At 53.4% G+C, this 14,831-nt stretch carries 20 protein-coding genes; 2 read left to right on the forward strand and 18 right to left on the reverse strand.

Annotation, left to right across the window (positions count from 1 at the left end):
• Nucleotides 1-22 precede the first annotated feature (22 nt).
• Together AC0YNX_RS19345 and AC0YNX_RS19350 are read right to left on the reverse strand one after the other, a co-directional pair.
• Nucleotides 23-598 (reverse strand): low molecular weight protein arginine phosphatase, encoded by a 576-nt coding sequence (locus AC0YNX_RS19345; protein WP_475817345.1) that lies wholly within the window; start codon nt 596-598, stop codon nt 23-25.
• A 60-nt stretch (nt 599-658) separates the two neighbouring features.
• Nucleotides 659-1,216 carry a manganese efflux pump MntP gene (locus AC0YNX_RS19350; RefSeq protein WP_475817346.1) on the reverse strand — a complete coding sequence of 186 codons (558 nt, stop codon included), beginning with the start codon at nt 1,214-1,216 and terminating at the stop codon, nt 659-661.
• 69 nt (nt 1,217-1,285) lie between these two features.
• On the opposite strand from AC0YNX_RS19350, the gene AC0YNX_RS19355 reads away from it, so the two are divergent.
• Nucleotides 1,286-1,426 carry a hypothetical protein gene (locus AC0YNX_RS19355; protein ID WP_475817347.1) on the forward strand — a complete coding sequence of 47 codons (141 nt, stop codon included), beginning with the start codon at nt 1,286-1,288 and terminating at the stop codon, nt 1,424-1,426.
• Nucleotides 1,427-1,581: 155 nt separating this feature from the next.
• Here AC0YNX_RS19355 and AC0YNX_RS19360 read toward each other — a convergent pair whose 3' ends face one another.
• From AC0YNX_RS19360 to ychF, 5 genes are all read right to left on the reverse strand, one after another.
• Nucleotides 1,582-2,679: an L-threonylcarbamoyladenylate synthase gene (locus AC0YNX_RS19360; RefSeq protein ID WP_475817627.1), complete on the reverse strand. Its 1,098-nt coding sequence runs from the start codon at nt 2,677-2,679 to the stop codon at nt 1,582-1,584.
• Nucleotides 2,680-2,876: 197 nt separating this feature from the next.
• Nucleotides 2,877-3,641 (reverse strand): stage II sporulation protein R, encoded by a 765-nt coding sequence (spoIIR, locus tag AC0YNX_RS19365; RefSeq protein WP_475817348.1) that lies wholly within the window; start codon nt 3,639-3,641, stop codon nt 2,877-2,879.
• Nucleotides 3,642-4,146: 505 nt separating this feature from the next.
• Entirely contained in the window at nt 4,147-5,100 is a 954-nt protein-coding gene (gene prmC, locus AC0YNX_RS19370) for a peptide chain release factor N(5)-glutamine methyltransferase (protein WP_475817628.1), read from the reverse strand.
• 245 nt (nt 5,101-5,345) lie between these two features.
• Entirely contained in the window at nt 5,346-6,419 is a 1,074-nt protein-coding gene (gene prfA, locus AC0YNX_RS19375; RefSeq protein WP_474654164.1) for a peptide chain release factor 1, read from the reverse strand.
• A 170-nt stretch (nt 6,420-6,589) separates the two neighbouring features.
• A complete protein-coding gene (ychF, locus tag AC0YNX_RS19380) occupies nt 6,590-7,690 on the reverse strand; it encodes a redox-regulated ATPase YchF (RefSeq protein WP_475817349.1) in 1,101 nt (366 codons plus the stop codon).
• A 193-nt stretch (nt 7,691-7,883) separates the two neighbouring features.
• On the opposite strand from ychF, the gene AC0YNX_RS19385 reads away from it, so the two are divergent.
• Entirely contained in the window at nt 7,884-8,030 is a 147-nt protein-coding gene (locus AC0YNX_RS19385; RefSeq protein WP_474654162.1) for a hypothetical protein, read from the forward strand.
• An 86-nt stretch (nt 8,031-8,116) separates the two neighbouring features.
• Here AC0YNX_RS19385 and AC0YNX_RS19390 read toward each other — a convergent pair whose 3' ends face one another.
• The 11 genes from AC0YNX_RS19390 to AC0YNX_RS19440 all read right to left on the reverse strand — a co-directional run bounded on the left by AC0YNX_RS19390 (nt 8,117) and on the right by AC0YNX_RS19440 (nt 14,773).
• On the reverse strand, nt 8,117-8,887 hold the full coding sequence (locus AC0YNX_RS19390) for a MerR family transcriptional regulator (RefSeq protein ID WP_475817629.1): 771 nt from the start codon (nt 8,885-8,887) through the stop codon (nt 8,117-8,119).
• Between the two features lie 68 nt (nt 8,888-8,955).
• Entirely contained in the window at nt 8,956-9,351 is a 396-nt protein-coding gene (locus AC0YNX_RS19395) for a PIN domain-containing protein (RefSeq protein ID WP_475817350.1), read from the reverse strand.
• A 3-nt stretch (nt 9,352-9,354) separates the two neighbouring features.
• Nucleotides 9,355-9,678 carry a hypothetical protein gene (locus AC0YNX_RS19400; protein ID WP_475817351.1) on the reverse strand — a complete coding sequence of 108 codons (324 nt, stop codon included), beginning with the start codon at nt 9,676-9,678 and terminating at the stop codon, nt 9,355-9,357.
• Nucleotides 9,679-9,768: 90 nt separating this feature from the next.
• A complete protein-coding gene (locus AC0YNX_RS19405; protein ID WP_475817352.1) occupies nt 9,769-10,188 on the reverse strand; it encodes a hypothetical protein in 420 nt (139 codons plus the stop codon).
• Nucleotides 10,189-10,197: 9 nt separating this feature from the next.
• Nucleotides 10,198-10,335, reverse strand: coding sequence for a hypothetical protein (locus tag AC0YNX_RS19410; RefSeq protein ID WP_475817353.1), 138 nt, complete (start codon nt 10,333-10,335; stop codon nt 10,198-10,200).
• 5 nt (nt 10,336-10,340) lie between these two features.
• Nucleotides 10,341-10,817, reverse strand: coding sequence for an accessory gene regulator B family protein (locus AC0YNX_RS19415; RefSeq protein ID WP_475817354.1), 477 nt, complete (start codon nt 10,815-10,817; stop codon nt 10,341-10,343).
• Nucleotides 10,792-11,481: a hypothetical protein gene (locus AC0YNX_RS19420; protein ID WP_475817355.1), complete on the reverse strand. Its 690-nt coding sequence runs from the start codon at nt 11,479-11,481 to the stop codon at nt 10,792-10,794. The genes AC0YNX_RS19415 and AC0YNX_RS19420 overlap by 26 nt, the downstream gene beginning before the upstream one ends.
• Before the next feature lie 82 nt (nt 11,482-11,563).
• Nucleotides 11,564-12,805, reverse strand: a complete 1,242-nt coding sequence (locus AC0YNX_RS19425) for a molybdopterin-dependent oxidoreductase (RefSeq protein ID WP_475817356.1) — start codon at nt 12,803-12,805, stop codon at nt 11,564-11,566.
• A gap of 127 nt (nt 12,806-12,932) precedes the next feature.
• Nucleotides 12,933-13,244 carry a thioredoxin gene (gene trxA, locus AC0YNX_RS19430; RefSeq protein ID WP_475817357.1) on the reverse strand — a complete coding sequence of 104 codons (312 nt, stop codon included), beginning with the start codon at nt 13,242-13,244 and terminating at the stop codon, nt 12,933-12,935.
• Nucleotides 13,245-13,319: 75 nt separating this feature from the next.
• Nucleotides 13,320-13,748 carry an RrF2 family transcriptional regulator gene (locus AC0YNX_RS19435; RefSeq protein WP_475817630.1) on the reverse strand — a complete coding sequence of 143 codons (429 nt, stop codon included), beginning with the start codon at nt 13,746-13,748 and terminating at the stop codon, nt 13,320-13,322.
• Between the two features lie 143 nt (nt 13,749-13,891).
• Complete coding sequence (locus tag AC0YNX_RS19440) at nt 13,892-14,773, reverse strand: DUF72 domain-containing protein (protein WP_475817358.1); 882 nt, start codon at nt 14,771-14,773, stop codon at nt 13,892-13,894.
• Between the last annotated feature and the right edge of the window lie 58 nt (nt 14,774-14,831).

Raw genomic sequence — 14,831 nt, forward strand, 5'->3', positions numbered from 1 at the left:
CAAGCCGTCTCCGCTCGCCCAATTATTGCTGCAGCCGATCCAGAAGCCGCTTCAACGCTTCTTCGATCTGAGCTGCGCTTTGCTCATACACGCCCAGCGGTCCGCCGAAAGGATCTTCGATATCGAAGCTTGGCATTTGCCGTTCCAATTCCAGCAGTCTGGCGCGTTTCGCTTCACTTAGCGGATGGCCGAGCGCTTGATTCATATGCCACTCAGACAAGATTCCTTCGAGCTCAGCGATACGCTCAAGCACTTCCGGGTCAGTATTCACGAACTCGAGCAGCGTATACGTCTTGTCCACCGCGCTCGGGAACCGCTGCAGCAGCTGTCGTTTATGGCTTCCTGTCATCGTTAGTATGAGGTCCGACCAAGCAATGGAGCCGGTCTCGAGCGCTTTGGAGGCACTACGATGCTGAATGCCGCGGCGGGACAGCGCTTCTTGCGCGTTCTTCGAGACAGGGAGCCCGTCCATTGTCGAGACGCCTGCAGAGCGAATATCGAGCTGCAAGCCCCGCTCCTGTGCGAGCGCACGAAGCAGTGCCTCAGCCATCGGCGACCGGCAAGTGTTGCCAGTGCAGACAAACAGTATCCGTTTCAACTTTTCGTGCACCCCTTTATAAGAAATTTAGTTGATTGATTCGTAATCATTATTTCGTAATCAGAACAAGAACAGCAAGCCGAAGGTGAATAAAATCACGCCGCCGCACGCTTCTCCATAACCGCCGAGACTAGCGCTGACGCGTCTGCCAAGCAGCAATCCGAGCACGGACATAATGCCCCCGGCAACGCCAAAGAGGAGCACAGTCAGCAGCATATCTGTCTCAAACATCCCGAGCGAGATGCCGACGGAGAACGAGTCGATGCTAACGCTGAGCGCAAACACCAGTATGCCCCATCCGCTGCGATAGTCGATGGATTCCACCGCGTCTCCGCGAAGCGAGCTGTAGATCATATGCCCGCCGAGCAGCAGCAGAAGCGCGCCTGCCGCAGTTGTCGCGACGCCGCCAAGCAGCGTGCTGACATACTCACCTGTGAAGATGCCCATCAAAGGCATAATTATGTGAAAAAGCGCAATAACAGCGCTTAGCTTCATAATGTCCAGCAGCCGAATGCCCTTTAGCCCAATGCCGACACCTAGCGAAAAAGCGTCCATCCCAAGCGCCACTGCAATAATAACAAGCGTCAGCAGCTGCCCGGCGTGCATCGCCTCAATCATGACATCCCCTCCTTGTCCCGCTTCTTCTTTCCAAGCATATGCGGACAAGGGGGGAATGATGACCGCTCGGTGAGCGGCCGCGAAGGCGCTAGATGCCGGTTGGCGGTGACGGCTGCAGCGAGTGGCGCTTGGCGCGCAGTACCGGCTAAGACGAGAAGACGCTTGGCGCGCGGTTTGGTGACGGTACCCAATGCGAAGAGACGACGCTAGACGCTAGGCTCGCAGTACCGGCTAAGACGAGGGGGCGCTAGACGCGCGGCTGGTGGCGGTACCCAATGCGAAGAGACGACGCTAGACGCTAGGCTCGCAGTACCGGCTAAGACGAGAAAGCGCTAGGCGCACCGCTGGCGCTACCTGCTGAGACGCTAGACGCGCACGACGGCATGGCCTGCGGCCTTCGCCAAGCGGTTCATCAGCGCATGGCCGATGCCGTGCTCCGGGCATGTCTCGGCCCAAATGCGCTGCACGCCGCGCGCGTCGAACTCGCGCAGCGCATTGTACAGGCCGTGCGCAGCCGTTTCCAGCTGCGCGAGGCTGCCGACGACGAGCACGCAGTCGGCGTCATACCGAGCAGCATGCTCGGCAAAGGCGAGCACGCCCGTGCGCTCGCCGCGCTCCCGTGCCGAAGCCGTCTCCGCCTGAATATAAGCGGAGACGGCTTCAGGCTCGCCTTTCACCAGCTGCATCAGCCCTTGCGGGGCGTAATGCGCGTACTTCATGCCTGGCGAGCGCGGCGCCGCTGCATCCGCGGCAGTGCCGCCTTCGCCTTCGCTCTCGCCCGTGCCGGCGCCGGGTGCTGCCACGGCGTCGTACGCCACATGCGCGGCAACCTCGCGCAGCGCTTCGGCGGTGACGCCGCCAGGGCGCAGAATGCGCACGGAATCGCCATCGACGATTTCCACGACGGTCGATTCCAGACCTACGCCTGCCGCGCCGCCGTCAACGATGCCGTCAATGCGCCCGCTCAGATCATCGCGCACATGCGAGGCCAGCGTCGGGCTCGGACGGCCTGAGCGATTCGCGCTCGGCGCGGCAAGCGGGCAGCCCGACTCCGCGATGAGCCGCAGAGCAACGGGATGCGCGGGCATTCGCACCGCGACCGTGTCCAGCCCTGCAGTGACGCGCGGCGAGACAGCGCCCGGCTTCACTGGCAGCACGAGCGTCAGCGGCCCTGGCCAGAACCGCGCCATCAACCGCTCCGCAAGCGCAGCTGCACCTGCCTCAAGAGGAAGCGTCAGCTCCGCGAGCTGCGCCTTATCCGCGATATGCACGATTAGCGGATTATCGGACGGGCGACCTTTTGCCGTGAAGATCTGCTCCACCGCTTCCGTCCGCCGCGCATCTGCGCCAAGTCCGTACACCGTCTCCGTCGGAAAGGCAATGGTGCCGCCCTCACGAAGCAGGTCCGCCGCCTCTGCCAATTCGCCAACTTGAGGTGCTGTGCCGCTGACTTGCCAAATCATCGTGTTGCCCCTATCTCGATTTATGTTCATGGTGTTCATGTTCAATTCCATATCTCCAGCTTCTGCAAAGTGCAAAATAGATTTTGTTCCATTATAGCACAGCGCTAGGATGAAGCCGAAAGCAAGCAACCTAGTACTATTTAAAATCAATAAAGCTCATTCGCAATAGATGCGGATGAGCTTGGGGCATGAAGCTATTAGCTAAACAGATGGCGGAAGAAGCTGATAATCGACTTGATAACGTCCCACAGGAAGAAGCGAACTTCCGGTTGTTTGGCTGCAGCATCGGTATTTTGCACCGCGCCGCCGTTGTTGCTGGAATCCGACTTGGACGATACATCCTGCGCTTTCGATGTAGTGTCTGCATTGCCGCTGCCTTCTGCATCCTTCACCGTTGCGGTCTTCGCCACGTTTGTGGCCGCTGCAGCAGTTGCCGGAGTCGAAGACTCACCGCTTACTGCATCTACGAAGCAAAGTGGAGGGAACAGCACGCACCACCAGTTCTGACCTGCGCCAGCGCCGAGCGTAATGCGAAGCGCTTCATAGTTGCCTGCCGGGTAAACTTCCGTTCCGTATATTTTAGTTGGAAACGGCACGATGCCGAGTTCCGCTTTGTAATCATAGTTAAAGCCGCGGGAGCTCAAGGTTTGGCCAATAATCGCCTCGATGTCATGCATGCGCGAACGAATTGTGAGTCTAGCTTCTTCAATCGTTTGTGGACCAGTGACCCAAGTGTTCATTTGCGCGACAACCGCATCACGCACTTCACGCTTCACAAGCTGATCCATGGCGGAATCGGAATTCGCTAAGATACGCAGACGGATCGACTCCGTCGGAATGCTGCCGCCGGCAATCGCCGCATCGGCGCGCTGGCTCTCCCAGCTCATAAGCAGCAGCGCTGCAAGAAGAAGAACATAACCATAAACAGGACGATAAGGAAAACGGGTATAAGTGCGGATCATAACGACAAGCTCCTTTGTGGCACCCGTCGGTGCAGCGGCTTCTCGTTCCGGAACGTTTATACCCCCATTATGTCCGTGCCTGTCCCTCTCTAAACCTAGCTGATCTATCAGACGGAGAAAAAAGATTCGTAGATTGGTAGAGTCGAAGAGGCGGCGGGGGACGCTAACAATGATGCATTCGACCAACTCGGATCGATCCCAATCGCATATGCTTGAGCTTAAACTTAAGCTTCATCAATTCTAACGAAACTCAGACACCTTATTCCCTCAAAAACCCCACCTCGCCAATTCTAACGAAACGTAGACCTCTTATTTCGGCAAAATGAACTCCATTCGCGCACGTTGACCCCAAATAACGCCGCTGGGGACCCTTAGAATTACTCTGAAGCTATTATTGCTCCAATAGCGTCTCCTGGTTTCTTTAGAACGTTGGACGGACAGCAAAAAACCGACGTCACCTCAGTAACGTCGGTCCCTTAGTACTCCCCGAGTGCACAAGCACAACTTATTCCACTGCCAACACATGCCGGCCGATGCCTGCATAGTCGTCAATGATGCGCACCTCGCGCCAAGCGCCAATACCGCGAAGCAGTTCCGCGACCGCTTCGGCTTGGCCCATGCCAAGCTCGAAGCCGACGATGCGCGGCATCGCGGACAGCTGCGCGAGCTGCTCGGCCATGCGCCGGTACGGCGTCAGGCCGTCATCGCCGCCGTCGAGCGCAAGGCGCGGCTCGTGATCGCGCACCTCCGGCTGCAGGCCGGCAATATCTCCCGCCGGGATGTACGGCGGGTTCGAGACCAGAACGTCGATGCGCAGGCCGGCTACGCCACCGGCCTCGCTGTCGGCGTGCGCATCGGCGCCGGGCCGAGGCGGCTGCTGCGCCGCGAACGGCCCGAGCAAGTCGCCCTGCACGAACGTCATGCGCGCTGCTGCGCCATGGCGCGCCGCGTTCGTGCGGGCGACCTCAAGCGCGTCCGGCGACAGATCGGACGCGCAGACGCGCCACTGCGGACGCAGCGAAGCAAGCGTCACGCCGATGGCGCCGCTGCCTGTGCCGACGTCGACTACGGTCGGCACATCAACGTCCTCGCCGCCAGCGCCGGCTTCACCTATCGCTTGCGGCCAAAGCTTGTCCGCGGCCTCGAGCACGGCCTCGACGAGCAGCTCTGTCTCCGGCCGTGGAATCAGCACGGCCGGCGTCACGGTAAACGGCGAGCCGTAGAACCACTGCTCGCCGATCAAATATTGCACCGGCTCGCCCGCGGCTTTGCGCGCGAGCAGCTCCCTCCACCGCTTGTATTGCTGCGGTGGGAACAGCTCTCGCCAATCGCGCAGCAGTTCCGTGCGCGTTAGCCCCAGAATATGCAGCAGCAACAGCTCCGCGTTGTTGCGCGGCTCCATAATACCGCGCTCATTCAACAGCGCGGCCCCTTTCAAACACACATCGGCTATCGTCATCGGCACGAGAAGCGAGTAGCCGGTTTCTTTTGCATTAAGGTCCACCACGTTCTCGTTCTCGCTGCTATCGCTGTCTGCTGCTTGCCGCTGCGAAGCAGCCTGCTCTTCTTTCTCTTTCGCAGCAGCTTTCTCCGCTTCCGCTCCGCGATCCTTTTGCTCCGCCATCCTTACCGCCCTTTCCGCTTTGCTCTACTATGAACAAAAAACGGGAGCATCACAAGCAGCTCCCGTTCCATTCAAATTTATTAAGCGAGATTCTCGCGCTCCATCAATTCCGTCTGAGCGGTCAATGTCAGTGCGTTAATGATCTCTTCCATGTCTCCGTTGAGTACGGAATCCAGCTTGTGCAGCGTAAGGCCGATCCGGTGATCCGTTACACGGCTTTGCGGATAGTTGTACGTCCGAATCCGCTCGGAGCGGTCGCCCGTACCGACTTTGCTCTTCCGTTCGCCGGCATACTTCGCTTCTTCCTCTTGACGGTGCAGATCGGAGATACGCGCACGAAGTACTTGCAGAGCCTTCGCTTTGTTCTCGTTCTGCGATTTACCGTCTTGGCACTGCGCCATAATGCCTGTCGGCACGTGAAGCACACGAACAGCAGATTTCGTTGTATTAACGGACTGACCGCCAGCGCCGCTGGAGCAGTACGTATCAACACGAATATCTTTGTCAAGGATTTCAACCTCAACCTCTTCAACCTCTGGCATAACCGCAACCGTCGACGTCGATGTATGAATACGTCCGCCTGATTCTGTTACAGGGATACGCTGTACACGGTGCGCGCCGCTCTCGAATTTCAGCTTGCTGTACGCGCCTTTGCCCGTCACCATGAAGATAACTTCTTTGAAGCCGCCGAGATCGCTCTCGCTCGCTTCCATCAATTCCACTCTCCAGCCTTGCGTATCCGCGTACTTCATGTACATGCGGTACAAGTCCGATGCGAACAATGCCGCCTCGTCGCCGCCAGCCGCGCCGCGAATCTCAACAATAACGTTCTTGTCGTCGTTCGGGTCCTTCGGCAGCAGCAGGAACTGAATGTGTGCTTCCAGCTCTTCCTTGCGCGTGCTTAGTTCATCGATTTCCATCTTCACCATTTCGCGCATTTCATCGTCGAGCTTCTCGCCTTGCATCACTTTCGCATCGTCAAGCTGCTCCGATACTTGCTTGTATTCTGTGTATGCTTCATAAGGGGCCTGCAAATCCGACTGCTCCTTGGAGAAGTCGCGCAGACGCTTCGGGTCGCTTGATACGTCAGGATCACACAACAGCTCGCTCAATTTCTCATACCGGTCTGCGAGTGCTTGTAAACGGTCCAACACTGTCATTCACCTCTGTAAGTTAGAATAAGTCTAATAATCGTCTCTTTAGTATAGCATAACGCGCATGAAACCATAAACGTTACAATTATGGATGAATTGGCGGTCGGTCCTTTGTCCGCCCACGCACAGCAAAAGGACCCGGACATCCGGGCCCTGCTGAGGGAACACATCTATACGTTGAAACGGAAGTGCATAACGTCGCCGTCCTGCACCACATATTCTTTACCTTCAAGACGGAGCTGGCCTTTCTCCTTCGCCGCGTTCATCGAGCCTGCCGCGATCAAATCATCATACGATACAACCTCTGCACGGATAAAGCCGCGCTCGAAGTCGGTATGGATAACGCCTGCCGCTTGCGGAGCTTTCATGCCTTTGCGGATTGTCCATGCGCGAACTTCTTGTACGCCTGCTGTGAAGTACGTGTACAGACCAAGCAGCTTGTAAGCTGCACGGATCAGACGGTTCAAGCCGGATTCTGTCAAACCAAGCTCCTCGAGGAACATCTCTTTGTCCTCGCCTTCAAGCTCAGCAATCTCGGATTCCACCTTCGCGCTGATTGGCACCACTTCCGCGCCTTCTGCCTTCGCGAATTCACGAACCAATTCCACATAGCTGTTGCCATCGGAATTCGCCGCTTCGCCTTCGCTCACGTTCGCTGCATACAATACTGGCTTCATTGTCAGCAAGTGCAGGTCGCGAATGAGTGCTTTTTCATCATCGGTGAGATCAATGCTGCGCGCTGGCATATCGTTATAGAGCGCTTCTTTCACTTTCTCCAGCGTTTCCACCTCTTGCACGACTTTCTTGTCGCCGCCCTTAAGGTTTTTGCGGGAACGCTCGATCTTGCGGTCAACGGAATCGATATCCGCAAGGATCAGCTCAAGGTTGATCGTGTTGATGTCGCCGATTGGATCGACTTTACCAGATACGTGCGTAATGTTGTCGTCCTGGAAGCAGCGTACCACGTGCACGATCGCATCAACTTCACGAATGTGCGCAAGGAACTTGTTACCGAGACCTTCGCCTTTGCTTGCGCCCTTTACGATACCTGCGATATCGATAAACTCAAACGCTGTCGGTACTGTTTTGTTCGGCACAACAAGCTCCGTCAATTTATCCAAACGCGTATCCGGTACTTCTACGACGCCCACGTTCGGGTCAATCGTACAGAATGGATAGTTCGCAGACTCCGCGCCTGCCTGCGTAATTGCATTAAATAAAGTCGATTTGCCCACGTTCGGCAAGCCGACGATTCCAGCTTTCAAAGCCATGAAGGAAGACACCCCTGTTCCGTAATAACAACCTGTAGGACATTATACATGAAAGGACTTTAATAAAAAAGGTGAATCCGCTCATTCCCAGTGCAGGAGTTAACATTTTCAGCCATTAGCTAGCCCCTGCATGCCCTCCCCCGAATACGAACATACTACGATCGCAGGGCACATCCGCGGAGGTGAACCGTTCTTGGAGAACAGCAAACATAAGGGCAATTATAAAGGTACAACTGCGATGCACGCCAAAAATCAGGACATGGCCTTCGTTAACGATACGATTGAGGATGCCAAGTCCGTTACCAACTACAGCAATGTGAAGAAGAAGACCGACAAGTAGCTGCTTGTGGCAATGTCGCAATGTGACAAAAAGAAAAGGGGTGACCGCAGGCTCCATCACTGGACCTTCGGCCGCCCCTTCATTTATTAGTACTTCGTACCTGTATAGATATGAATCGCATCGCGCAGAAACTCCGCCGTACCCGGTTGGTTCACGTCGTAGTAAGCACGGAAACGCTCGTCATCCACGTACATCTGCGCCAAGCCCGCATGAGCTTCTTTGCTGTATTTGCCTTTCTCCCAATAGAAGCAAAGCCACTGGCGGTGCAAATCAGCTGCCTTCTGTGCAAGCGCACTTGCCGGATCACCCTGCTTGAATGCCTCCGCAAGCGTATCCTGCACTTCCTTCGCTAGACGAGTCACCTCATCGTATTGTTCTTGTGTCATATTTTGCAGCTTCGCATTCGACTTGTCCACGGCATCGTCGCCATACTTCTCGCGTACTTCATTGCCGTATTTCTGTTCGTTATCGTCGATCATCTGCTTCTTGAAGCCTTCAAATTTCTGTTTGTCCGTCATCGCCGTTCTCCCTTCGGCCGACGCAATCGTCATGTCCACATTGGCTATGAGCGCATCGAGCTGATTTCTTCTGTCGAGAAGCTGCTGACGATGCTGATGAAGCGCCGCTGCCCGGTCGAAGGACGAATCAGTGAGCATCGCTTTGATCTGATCCAGACTAACCCCAAGCTCCCGGTAAAATAAAATATGCTGCAGTTTATCTACCTCTGCCTGCCCGTAGATCCGGTATCCCGATGAGTTCATTCTTGCCGGCTTAAGAATGCCAATCTCATCATAGAACCGCAGCGTCCTCGTACTGATGCCAGCGAGCTTACCCAGCTTCTGCACCGTATATTCCATCATCGTCACCTCCCGACAAACCAACTGTACACCTTTCCGTAACGGCAATGTCAAACATAAAAAAAGCCCTAAAGGGCTCGAGTAGATACTCCGTGATCTTTGGAAACTTTCTGCATTTGATCATCACAAGTAATTAGAATAAGATCGTAAAGTTTGGCTGTAGCAATTATAAGTGCATCTGGAGTTTTTACTTTTCTTGGAGGAGTCTTATTTCTTTCAACGGATCTAATGTGGGCAGCTTGTTCGGCGACGGCTTTGTCTACGTTCTGAACACCGGACTCAAACAGTTTTTTCTTCTCTGCCGCATCACCAGTAAGTGTTTCGGCAACTGTGATTGCAGAGAACCAGAAATCAGAAACTTCTTTCTCTTCATCGTAAAACGATTTGATAGGATCTTTGCCTTCCAATAAGTCGATTGTTTGGTTGCTGTCTAAGAGGTACTTATTGTTCCGCGACTGTGACATATATTAATCCCAATCTTCCTCTCGTTGTCGTTTCAATTCTTCACGCATCTGTTCAGCTTCTTCTTTGGTAATGGATCCTGTCATACGCTCTAAATCCGCCTTAGCTACAGGGCTTACGAGTGGAGTAGGAAGAACAGAAGGCTTGGAGGTGTCATGCTCCGAATCAGCAGCAACGACTTCTAGAGCATCTGGCTCAAGATCAGCTTCTATATGAATTGCAGGAGATTCGTCATTAGGAGCATAGATACGGTACTTAACGCCTGCGCGTTTTAACGTGCCAAGTAATTCCAGAAGAGTGTCTTTGTCTAAACTTCTAAGAGCGCTCATATTAAACCTCCTTCTTTATCCATAATATCATATCCACAAAGCACACTGTGCAACACATTAAAGCTGATATCCTAAACAAACAAAAGACCCTCACAGCCCATATTCAGGCTGAAAAGGTCTTCTAACAACAAGATGCCGGTATTCATCGGTTTTTGGTCTAGAAACAGGAACATGGATGTTGCCTCCGCCTTTGAAGTAGGCGTCATTGCCGTATCTTCCGACTACAATCCGGTCAACAAGAGGAACATTCACTAGATAAGAGCTGTGGAACAAATCGAACCCGTGCGGCTGAAGTATACGCTGGTAGCTTTCAACGCTGTGCAACTGAAAATAGGTAGCCTCCGCGGTAACGAACATCGGAATACCTGGAGGATGCTGCGCCTTGACCCCTTTCTTGACGGGTCTTGAGGTCACACCCATAAACAAAACCTCGTTTAGGATATCGAGGTTCTTGCAGACCACCTGATTATCAACAGGGTCCATGCGCACGCAGTATACCGAGATCGACATTGATTCCACCTACTTTTGTTCTGGCTGTTTCTTGTCGCTTGGAATGTCAATGCTTCCGGTAAATAGTTTCAAAGGTTGGATGTCATTCGTTTTACTAGCCGTTGCGTTAAGAGCGTTTGATGCCAATTTTGCTAATGCCTTTTTCATTGGTGTCATCTCCTAAGTTGAATTAATGTAAGTGTTTGGAAAAGTACTGCTAATGCAATGATAGGCGAAATTAGTAAAATATTCAATAAGGGGATGCAGACTGGAATCAATCTTTTTTTCGTGGAAAAAGCAAATATTAATAGGATAGATAATACAGAAATGATAGGAATGATAGACCGCGCAAGCTCAATATGGGGGATAGCCGCCAACACGGATGTGCTTACAAGAAAGCACACATCCAGATTGCGAAAATGATAGCCACCTGTTAGCAACCGCAAGACCACAAATGCTAACACACTAAGCATCGTTTCAAGCCATGCATCTGTGAGTATCCCTACAAGAAGAGTTGCGGTAATAACACCTACGTTAACAACCTGTAAAGCCAGCAGCGCGGTTAGCCGTTCAACACTGCTTGTTTCTTCTGGGTTGGAGTTGTGAATAGCGTTTGCAACCCTCTTAGATAGAAATACGATTGCGCTCAATGCTGGAGTCTCTCCTGTACGTTAGCATAATGACAATTGTAAACAAAACACTGCCAATTATTAAAGCGGCTACAATTTCTGAACGTGCAATATACAAGTAGAAGCATGCCAGCAACACGAATAGCGACATGGTAGTCCCCGTATAAGCCCACCACTTTTCCTTGGTCATGCCCGTATCTATGAAGAAATCATGCGGAGGCCGTATATACTTGGAAATGCCTAAATCGAACATAATAATCAGGTATGCAATCGCATAGGTGACCGATTGTGAGAGTAGCTGGGTCAGTCTTACTTCCAAGCTATTGGATTCATTCAACAAAGAAGCATCGATAAGTCCGGTCGATGTTGTTAACGCCACCATGCTCATCTGTATAGCAAAATAACTGATCATACCTAACGCTACAATACGAAACGAGCGGTACAGTTTTATTTTTATCAAGAACCGCAATCCTGCAATGAGTAATATCATGTGATTCAAAGAATCATAAACCGCGCCAATCTGCAAGATTTCCCTTCCAATAATCGAAGCCACCGCAACAATGCAGGCGATGATTGCGATCTCTTTCAAATACTCCCGAATCGGATATTGAAAGATCGAGAACATAATAAACGCAACTGCCAATGTATCCATGCAGTCCAGAATAAAGTAGATGAGATAGTTCACTCTTGGGTGTCACCTCTTTTTCGAGCGGATATCCATATACTACAATATTCGACAACGTTATTCTATCCTCAATTTGAAGCGCTTACACCCAGGCATCATTGTCGTAGCCGCGCTCTTCCCAATACCCAATATGGTCCTTATCAATGAGTTCAATGCGATTCAGCCATTTCACCGATTTATAAGCGTACATCTTCGGCACAATGAGACGCACGGGACCTCCAAGATCGCTCGGAATGACCTTGCCGTCATGCAGAACAGCGACCATCACATCGTCCATATTCGCCTGCTCAAGCGATAATGAATCGGTATAGATGCCGTCACCGGAGTAGAACTTGACCGTCTTTGCATTCGACTTCACGCCAGCCATCTTCAGAAAATCCTTCAGCTTGATGCCTTCCCACGTATTCTTGTAGACCGACCAGCCCGTGACACAGTGAAAATCACTCACTTGCACTTCTCGCTTAAGCTCAACGAACTGCTCCCAGTTCCACTGCACCGGCTTCTCCACCAGTCCATCGATGATAAAGGAAAAGTTGCTGTTGTCGAACTTCGGAATCTCCGTCACCGTATAGATGCGAAACGTTCCCTTGCTGCCCCCGCCAATAGGTGGCGATGACGCCGGAAGCGCCTGCGGCAGAGGAACCATGTTGTTCGCGTCTGACTCGACGATCTTCTCTATGGCTTCGCCAGGGCTTAGCGCGCTTCCCAGCCACTTCACAAAAGAAGGCCCCACCGCAACCACGATGCCCGCTCCGATCGCTGTTCGAATGAAGGTACGACGGGACATGACAGCTCGCGGCTGCCCGGCTGCGGGATGAAGGATCTCCCTCTTCTCGCTCTCGCTACCCGTCTTGACGGTGCGTCGGTGCGGCTCCTTGAGCCATTTGAGACGTGTGATGGAATGATAGATGATGTAGGGAAGCCCGATCCAAGTCAGCGCATCATGCACATAGAGAGCATTGTTCGATAAGCGGGGTCCGACGGCTCTAAACTGCCATAGCAACAGACCCGACAGCAGCCAGCCAACGAGCAAACCAAGCACGATCAGCACATTGACTTTCTGGCTTGTTTTGCCCTTCAGCTGCTTCCAGTGCTTCGCTGCCAGCAGCAGGTAGAAGACGACCGGCACGAGCGAAGCGATGCCAACGATGATATGTATATAGCGGATAACGACCCGCCCTTCGCCCAGAATGCCGCGCCACATTCCTTGGAACAAGACGAGCCCTGTCAGTGCAAGGATGACCACAATATAACCGTTCCACGAATGGAGCGAAGCCAGCTTCTTCCCGTACCCTTTGCGTACACGAGCCAACCAGTTCTGCATTTGCAGTACCCGCCTCCTAAAGAGATAAGTTTGGTCTTCCAATTATAGCCTATGAACATGAAGTTTATATGTAGAAAATAAACGAAAAGCCCCCACACCACTGGTGCGAGGGCTCATGCTGCAAAGCTTACAGTTGGCCTTGAATTTTAGTTGCAAGGGCTGCTTTGGATTGCAGACCAACCATTTTGTCAACTGGCTGTCCGTCTTTGAACAGGATCAGCGTAGGGATCGACATAACGCCGAATTGGGAAGCCAATTCTGGCTCTTCGTCTACGTTGATTTTCGCGATTGTAGCGGAGCCTGCAAGCTCAGTGGAGAGCTCCTCTACGATAGGAAGCTGCATTTTGCAAGGGCCGCACCATGGCGCCCAGAAGTCAACGAGCGTTACGCCGCTCTCGATGCTTTTGTTAAAAGTGTCTTTCGTCAATGCTACTGCCATGTTCATTCATCCTCTCTACAAATAAGTTCGTAATCCTATGGGAAGGGATACCCCGTCTCACCTAAAGCTCATGCCTCAAGGACACTGCTTGCATTCCTTGATCTGACCAAGCACACCTTCAATCGTGATGCCGCCAAAATAATTCTCAAGCTGCTTCTCCGCCCTGCAGAAAATGCCATCCATTACTTCCCGCATGTTGGAGCCGACGACGCAGTCCATATCCGGGTCTCCCGAGCACCAGCTCGGAATAACGGAGCCTTGCGCCATCAGCCGATAAATATCGGCCAGGGTGACAACAGCTGGATCAAGCGTCAGCCGGTATCCGCCGCCTGCGCCCTCCCGCGTGTCGACATAACCGCCGCGCTTCAAACAGCTCATCACTTTGCGTATGCGGGCCGGGTTGGTTGATACATTATCTGCGATGGCCTCGCTTGGCGCCATACGCTCCGGCAAATAAGCCAAGTAAACTAAACTGTGTACGGCAATCGTGAATTCGCTGTTCATGCTAAGCAGCACCCCGCTTTGTACTGTAATCATATCAGTTACAGTTGATGCTGTCAACGGCGGCAGCCGTCTTATTTTGTGATGGAACGAGCGCCTCTATTCAAGGCAAGGCAGAAGAGCGGTACGAAAGCGAAAAGAACAAGCTAAAACAGCTCCAGCTGCTCCGCATCCGCATCGCCCGGCGGCGCCAGCTCGAACGAGCCGCGCGGCGGGAGCTGGTGCAGCATTGCCATGAGCTGCAGCGCATTGTCCGCTGCGTCGCCGCCGGAGTTGTTGTTGAACAGCACGCATACGGTGCGTGACTGCATAGCTAGGCGGTGCAGGCGCTCCGCCCACTCGCTCAGCTCGGCGTCATTGTAGCGGTACAAGTAGCGCACATCCCGCCAATTCGGCTGGCCGGCGGATACCCAGCCGCTATCATTGCGCCCGTGCAGACGGACAAGCGTCAGCTCCTCGCTCGTCGCCGCCTCGACAATCGGGATCGAGCCGTCGCCAACCTGCGGCTCATCGCAGACAGTATGGAACCAGCCTTCGCGCTGCGTGAAGGCGATGGTCTTCTCCCGCATCTGAGGCGTATACCAGCTCTGATGCCGGAATTCGAGCGCGCAAGGCACATCGCCCATGCGCGCCTTCGCCGTCCGCAGCACATCCACGTTGGCGCGCGTGCAGTTGAACCATGGCGGGTATTGGAAAAGTACCGCCATCAGTTTGCCCGCTTCGCGAATAGGCGCGATCGCATCGAGAAATGCTTGAAACATCACATCCTCGTTCTCGAATGGATGAGAGCCCTTGCCGCGCGAGTGGCCGGTCATGCCTTGATACGCCTTAATTACGAAGCGGAAGTCCTCCGGCGTATCGCTCGCCCACTTTGCCATCGTCTGCGACGATTGAATGGCATAGAAGGTGCTGTCCACCTCGACGACGCGGAACCACTGCGCATAAGCGGGCAGCTTATTGCGAGCGGCGTTCGATCCGCGGTACAGCTCGGAATGGTCGCCCCAGCCGCATAACCCGATCTCGATCACGATTTGTCACCTCATATTTTGCAGCAGGACGGGCCTTGACGCCCTTGCTTGATTGTGT

This window comes from Paenibacillus sp. J31R98 (assembly GCF_056269245.1).

Excerpts from the sequence above, each read along its gene's own strand:
- AC0YNX_RS19405 (WP_475817352.1), bottom strand. The coding sequence starts at position 10,188 with ATGTCGATCTCGGTATACTGCGTGCGCATGGACCCTGTTGATAATCAG.
- AC0YNX_RS19390 (WP_475817629.1), bottom strand. The coding sequence starts at position 8,887 with ATGGAATATACGGTGCAGAAGCTGGGTAAGCTCGCTGGCATCAGTACG.
- prmC (WP_475817628.1), bottom strand. The coding sequence starts at position 5,100 with ATGACGATAGCCGATGTGTGTTTGAAAGGGGCCGCGCTGTTGAATGAG.
- trxA (WP_475817357.1), bottom strand. The coding sequence starts at position 13,244 with ATGGCAGTAGCATTGACGAAAGACACTTTTAACAAAAGCATCGAGAGC.
- spoIIR (WP_475817348.1), bottom strand. The coding sequence starts at position 3,641 with ATGATCCGCACTTATACCCGTTTTCCTTATCGTCCTGTTTATGGTTAT.
- AC0YNX_RS19395 (WP_475817350.1), bottom strand. The coding sequence starts at position 9,351 with ATGTCACAGTCGCGGAACAATAAGTACCTCTTAGACAGCAACCAAACA.
- AC0YNX_RS19400 (WP_475817351.1), bottom strand. The coding sequence starts at position 9,678 with ATGAGCGCTCTTAGAAGTTTAGACAAAGACACTCTTCTGGAATTACTT.
- ychF (WP_475817349.1), bottom strand. The coding sequence starts at position 7,690 with ATGGCTTTGAAAGCTGGAATCGTCGGCTTGCCGAACGTGGGCAAATCG.
- AC0YNX_RS19350 (WP_475817346.1), bottom strand. The coding sequence starts at position 1,216 with ATGATTGAGGCGATGCACGCCGGGCAGCTGCTGACGCTTGTTATTATT.
- AC0YNX_RS19410 (WP_475817353.1), bottom strand. The coding sequence starts at position 10,335 with ATGAAAAAGGCATTAGCAAAATTGGCATCAAACGCTCTTAACGCAACG.
- AC0YNX_RS19435 (WP_475817630.1), bottom strand. The coding sequence starts at position 13,748 with ATGAACAGCGAATTCACGATTGCCGTACACAGTTTAGTTTACTTGGCT.
- AC0YNX_RS19425 (WP_475817356.1), bottom strand. The coding sequence starts at position 12,805 with ATGCAGAACTGGTTGGCTCGTGTACGCAAAGGGTACGGGAAGAAGCTG.
- AC0YNX_RS19360 (WP_475817627.1), bottom strand. The coding sequence starts at position 2,679 with ATGATTTGGCAAGTCAGCGGCACAGCACCTCAAGTTGGCGAATTGGCA.